The organism is Dactylosporangium cerinum (assembly GCF_042653625.1).
Lineage (GTDB): Bacteria > Actinomycetota > Actinomycetes > Mycobacteriales > Micromonosporaceae > Dactylosporangium > Dactylosporangium cerinum.
Map to the genome: position 1 here is coordinate 1 of NZ_JBHSIU010000052.1, position 5739 is coordinate 5739.

The window sequence follows — 5739 nt, forward strand, 5'->3', positions numbered from 1 at the left end:
GTCTGAGAACTGACGGGTATCTCGCCCTCGGCAGCACTTGATCGGCTGCGCGCTCATGCCGCCGGTCGGGCGGCGGCTCGGTAGTGGAGCGTGGCGATGGCGTTCGTTCAGTGATCGCGGTCCGGTGGTGGCAGGGCTGGGGTGTTGCGGTCGTCGACCAGGCCGCTGCGCTGTACGGCCTCCACGATGATCGGATCGAGCAGGAGGGCTCGGCCGTCGTTCTCGCCGGTGTAGAGGGTGAAGACACGAACCGGTGTGCCCCTCGCATACCGCCCGAGGCGAGAGCATGTCTGCCGTTCGCGCTGTGGTTCACCATGGTTTTGGGCGGCCTCGGCCTCCTGATGCTCGCCGGGTCGGTCCCGTCTTGTGGCTCAAGGTCGTCGGACGCAGCGGAATCTGCCTGTTCCTTGCCGGCCTCACCCTGCTCCCGGTGCACCTGATCGCCTACTGCTTCAATTGGCCCCGGTTCCTCATCGCCCCGGCTCGACGCCAGGAGGACGGACCGTTCGTCGCGATCTGGCATCGGCTGCGACGCCCGTGAGACAACCATCGACCGGAGGCGCTCACCGCCGGCCACTGCTTCTACACGGCAACCCATGAACCAAACCCGCACGCTCATGCCGCAATCAACGCGCGCCGGTTCTACAACGCCGCGGGCGTTCGTGGCAACATTTCCCGGATGCGTGAGTCTGTAGCGGTGGTCCATGACCTGGTGTCCCGGTTCTCACCGCTCGACGAGCTCGGCGCCGAGCATCGCGCGTCAGCGCTGGCCTGGCTGGCGAGCACGGACAATGTGTTCCGCCGGGTCAAACCAGCGTCCCCGCCGCAGCACCTGGTGTCCTACGTGGTGCCGGTCGCCGCCGACGGACGGATCCTGCTCGTCGACCACGTCAACGCCGGGCTGTGGCTCCCGCCGGGTGGTCACGTCGAGGTCGACGAGGACCCCGCGCTGACCGCGCGGCGGGAGATCCAGGAAGAGCTAGATCTCGGCGATGCGGGTCTGTCGCGGTCGCCGATCTTTCTGACCATCACGCGCACGGTCGGGCCGGACTGCCACACGGACGTCAGCCTCTGGTACGTCCTGGCCTGCACCGGCGACGAGCAACTGCGCCCGGACACCGGCGAGTTCCACGCAGTCCGCTGGTGGACCCGTGATGAGCTGGCGGCCTCTGATCCGGGCCGCTTCGACCCGCACTTCTTCCGCTTCCTGGCTGCCCTCGACCAGGGCGGCCTGGTCGACGAACTGAACCGGCGAACTGGTCTGGACAGACTCAGCGGCGGCTCGGACCGCTTCAGCCCGGTCGCGGCCCAGCTGTCGACACCCAGTGGTCACATCAGCGTTCGCGCCGGTTGCGGCGGAGGCTACGAGGTGATGGTCCGGGCCTACGGCGGTGACCCGGCTGCGGCGGGTCGAACGGACGACCTGGTCGAGATCGCCGGCACTATGCTCGACCTGCACAAGGGGCGTTCCGCCGAGGAGCTTGTTGAGCGCCACACCTACCTTGCCGTCACGGACCCGGATGCCGCGATCGAAGCACTCTGGCACATCATCACCGAACACGGCGAGGGAGACACCGTGCCGCTCGCCCGCGCCGCCGCGGCGAACCCGGTGCTCCGCCGCGTGTGGCCGTGGATCAGTCACGGCACCCTTCAGCTGTACGACCGCCGCGACCGGCCCAGCCTGGTCAAACGCGGCCTAGCCTTCCACCCGGCGGTGGACGGGTTCATGGTGCGCCCCTACGGCGGCGAGATTCACGCCGCCGAGCCACCGGAGACCGCGGTCGCCCGGGCGGCCGAGATCGTCGCCTTCTGGGAGGACTGACCAGCCTTGATCTCGGTTCCGGCGAGGACTTGTCGTCGACCGCTCTGACGATCTTGACGGTCAGCATGGAGCGAAACCGGCCATGGCAGCTTCGAATCCCAGACCAGTTCGCCGGGATCCTCCATACGCCGAAGCCGACGAGCACCTCGCGAACGTCTATCCGAAGGCACCCCGAGCGCCGCCAGGACCACCGAGCCGAAGACCGCTCCTGACCCGCCCATGCCGCTTGATCGGGTGTACGGACATGCCGCCGACAGCGCTCGCGCGTACGAGAGCAGCCGCTCATGCGACCACCAAGAAGGACGACGCGCTGTGCCCGGCGGACGAAGGAGTGAGGTCAGGCATTGGCCGTCGTGGCTGCGGTTGACGCATGACAGCAGCCCCTGCCGCAACGCAGAATCGACAGGTGGCCATCACGTTACGGGCGGTCCTGGAGACCCCCTTCACGGCACCGGACCCCGTGCCGTGGCTCGTCGCCACGCTCGAACCCAGCGCCTGGCTCACCCTCGACGGCACCTGCGGCGACCCGGAGGTCGGGCTGTTCGCCGCGGTCGTCGCCCACTACAACAACATCCCGCCCGGCGAACTGGCCACCGCGGAACACCTGATCGCGCCGGGCGGCCTGATCCTGACGGATACCAACACTGCGATCGTGCCAGGCTGCTGCTCCGGCCTGGAGGACTGGCGCGACTGGGCCCGCGCCCTCAGCGGCAGCGAATCGCCCTGGCTCGGCCACGACCCGATCCCCACGATGTCGATCGGCGACCGGATCACCGTTTGGCAGGACACCGGGCCACCAGAAAACCGCGCTCCGATCCTTTCCGGCCCGCACATCACCCTCACCCGCGCCCACCTCGCTGACCTGCTCCAGGGCGTCCACCGCGACCTCACCACGTTCACCACCGCGCTCGCCGCCTGGGCCGCCCGGCACACCACCGACGGCCCGGCCCTCACCGCCACGATCGACACCGCGTTCGCGTTCACCGCGCCGCTGGCCCCCAGCGCTACCTGACGCCGCGAGGGGTCGGACAACCTCGAACTCCCGCGCACCGCTTCACCCAAGATCACGTGCGCGCTCATGCCGCGATCCGCTCGCCAACCAAGGTGGTGAAGCGCGGGACACCGGCGTGCGGCCGTGCCGAGAAGCGTGCATCCCATCTTGGGCGCGTCCGGTCGGGACGTGTCGGCAGTTCGGCAGGATACGAGGGTGGAGCTTGACGACCTGCTGCCCGCTGCTCGATCACCGGCAGACTACTTGCGGGTCCTCGATGATCCGCGGTTGAACGACAGCGGGCTGGCCGTGCTGGCGGGCAGCCCGTACTCCTTCGTACGGCTTGCCGTTGCCCGGCATCAGCGGGCTGCGGCGCCACATCTGCTGCGTCTGCTCGACGGCGAGTACACCGACTGGGACTCCAACCTGGTACTCCTGCTCGTGGCCCGTCACGCCGGCGCCGACCGTCCGGTGCTGCTTGCGGTGCTCGGCCGAGTGACGGAACTGTTACGCGCCGGCGCCCGGCCGTATGCTGCGGCCCTGATGCTCGCCGAGCGACCCGAGCTGCGAGCGGAAGAGATCCACCCGCTCGGCCGACTTGCCGGTGCATCCAAGCGAATGCGCCGGGGACTGAACCGCGCGTTAGCCGCCCGCGTAGCACCGTCGGCGTAGCGGACGGCACCGCGCTGTCATGCCGCGACCGGTGCGCTGCGGCTCGGCGGCCCACAGTCCGTGATGGATCACGTGGGAACATGGCCAGCAATGACCGACGAGCAGTACGCGGTGATCGCTACGGCGTGCGACGAGGCGGCGATGGTGCACATCCTGGATGAGTTCCGTGCTCGCCAGCGGTGGGCCGAGACCGGTAGCACGCAAACTCCGTCGGATCTCGACATCGACGCGAAGCGAGGGACGATTCGCACTTCGCTCGCATCCTGTCCGACATGGTCGCCCGCGGCTGGGTCGACCTCTTCCGCGGCTATCCGACCAAAGGCAGCGTCCCGCTCGCCGCCGACGAGCTTGCCGCGGTCATCGAAGCGCCCACGAGTTGGATCTACGAACTCGACGACTGGGAGATCATCGGTCTCTGCATCGGTGACGAATGGGCTCGGCTCACTGGCGCATGGGACCGGCTGCGTGCCTGAGCAGTTCGCACACCCCGGTGCGCGCTCATGCCGCCGATCGAGCGCGCCGCTGGCCTGACAGGCGTCTCTCCGTACATGGTGCCGGACCCGGGGACGGCCCGGCTCTCACTGGACTGCCGAGGGTTGCGTTGACTCGCGCGGTACGGCGACCGGGGGTTGTTCGGACCTGACCGCTGGCTACGAACTCGTGGTGCGGGTGAGCGTCCATCGGCCGAATCTCAGGTCGTTGCCTGGTTCGACATAGGGTTCCACGTCGAACCGGTAGTTGCCCGGCTCGAGTTGCAGAAGGATTCCCGGGTCAGGGTCGGGTGACATCGGTGCTGCGGCGACGGGTATGGGTGCGGGTCGGGCCGGCACGAACTCACTGCTGTACGGCCCGGCGCCGTCGGCCGCGGCACTGAACACGGCGAGATGGCCACTGTCGAGGCTGATCAGGTCGCTGGCTGGGCAGTCGCGGTGCTGGTGATGCAGCGCAGCGGGCAGGGCGGCGGGATAGTCCTGTCCAGCAGCGAAGACGAAGGCAACCGTGCCACGGCCGGAGGTGAACACCTCGATCCATCCCTCGTCGTTGGGGCGGCCGTCGATGGCGATGAGCGCAGCACGTCCCGGCCCGACCGGGATGCTGGTCACGTCCTCGTCGAGTTCGCAGACCTCGTCATAGACGTCGTCGGTGTGCCCGAGCCAGGAAGCACGCAGCGTGGCATCCATGGCCAGGAACACGTCGCCGCAGGTGTACAGCCGACCGACATGCACCCACACCCGGTATCCCCCCAAGAGCCCGCGGCCAAGATGTCCACTGGGCAGTCAACCACAAATAATTCGCACGGAACTGCCGCGGAGGGTGCGCTTGTCAGCGGTGAGTGGTTCACACGATGGTCAGCGGCGGCGCCATCGTGAAGCCCTGGCTTCGGAGGCAGGCTGATCGAGGAGCAAGTAGGCCGTGGCAGCCTGCTAAATGTAGGTCAGCGGGCAGCCATGTCGCAGCGAGTGCTCGGCCGCTTGGTGATACAGCGCCACATAGAATATGAGTGGGTCGTCAATGGCGATGGTCAGCGCCATTGCGCCGCTCGGCAGGTCGGCGGGCATGCCGACCTCGGCGGCGATCGGGGCGATCGGGGCGCGTAGCCGCTGTGCGCTGAACGCCCGTGTCACATCGTCAAAGCTGCTCTCGATCGGAAGCTCGATCAAGCCGGAAAAGTCCACCGGCACGATCAACGAGGCGTTGAGCAGCTCCGTGGCACCATGCCGCGCGCACACTTCGGCGAAGGCAGCCATGTTCGGGATGAGTTTCTCCTCGAAGTCCACGGCCGCGGCCGGCGGGCCAGGGTAGGGCGGCAGACCCCGCGTGGCAAGCACCTCGGCGAGCAGAGGAGCGCACTCGTCTTGTGCCCAGCTACCGGCGCTGATGTCGACCAAATACATGCCCACGCCAAACCCTATCGATCAAGCTCAGACGTTCGTCGGCACCGGCGGCGCATGAGCGAACGGCAGAGCACCCCACCTGCAGGACCGGTAGTGACGCCGGCAGCCGCTACCACTCGATCAGATGCGCACACATGCCGCCGTGTGCGCGGCGCAGTCAATCGAGGTCGCTGCGTCGGGTGGCGGGTTCGTGGAGGGGCGGCGCCGGGTGCTGGGACTGCCGGATGGTGCGTTGGGTCGTGACGACGACCCAGGTCGCGTAGGTGAGGAAGAGCAGGCGTGGAGGCCAGCCGTTGGGTGGGATGACGACGGACAGTGCGTAGTGGCCCAGCAGCCCAGCCAGTGGGAGCCACTTGAGG

7 protein-coding genes are annotated in these 5739 nt (G+C 68.1%); 4 read left to right on the forward strand and 3 right to left on the reverse strand.

Annotated features, from left to right (window positions below; genetic code table 11):
• Positions 1–679 precede the first annotated feature (679 nt).
• The 4 genes from ACFPIJ_RS36940 (at position 680) to ACFPIJ_RS36955 (ending at position 3958) form a co-directional block, all read left to right on the forward strand.
• On the forward strand, positions 680–1822 hold the full coding sequence (locus tag ACFPIJ_RS36940; RefSeq protein ID WP_380122372.1) for an NUDIX domain-containing protein: 1143 nt from the start codon (positions 680–682) through the stop codon (positions 1820–1822).
• Between the two features lie 406 nt (positions 1823–2228).
• The gene (locus ACFPIJ_RS36945; RefSeq protein ID WP_380122374.1) at positions 2229–2834 is read left to right on the forward strand and encodes a hypothetical protein; all 606 of its coding nucleotides are present in this window, start codon (positions 2229–2231) and stop codon (positions 2832–2834) included.
• Positions 2835–3029: 195 nt separating this feature from the next.
• Entirely contained in the window at positions 3030–3485 is a 456-nt protein-coding gene (locus ACFPIJ_RS36950; protein ID WP_380122376.1) for a hypothetical protein, read from the forward strand.
• Between the two features lie 272 nt (positions 3486–3757).
• A complete protein-coding gene (locus ACFPIJ_RS36955) occupies positions 3758–3958 on the forward strand; it encodes a hypothetical protein (protein ID WP_380122377.1) in 201 nt (66 codons plus the stop codon).
• A gap of 177 nt (positions 3959–4135) precedes the next feature.
• Here the strand turns inward: ACFPIJ_RS36955 and ACFPIJ_RS36960 are convergent, their stop codons facing one another.
• The 3 genes from ACFPIJ_RS36960 to ACFPIJ_RS36970 all read right to left on the reverse strand — a co-directional run.
• On the reverse strand, positions 4136–4711 hold the full coding sequence (locus tag ACFPIJ_RS36960; RefSeq protein ID WP_380122379.1) for a hypothetical protein: 576 nt from the start codon (positions 4709–4711) through the stop codon (positions 4136–4138).
• A 198-nt stretch (positions 4712–4909) separates the two neighbouring features.
• Complete coding sequence (locus tag ACFPIJ_RS36965; protein ID WP_380122380.1) at positions 4910–5380, reverse strand: hypothetical protein; 471 nt, start codon at positions 5378–5380, stop codon at positions 4910–4912.
• A gap of 157 nt (positions 5381–5537) precedes the next feature.
• The coding region (locus tag ACFPIJ_RS36970) for a hypothetical protein (RefSeq protein ID WP_380122382.1) at positions 5538–5739 on the reverse strand (202 nt) is incomplete at its 5' end.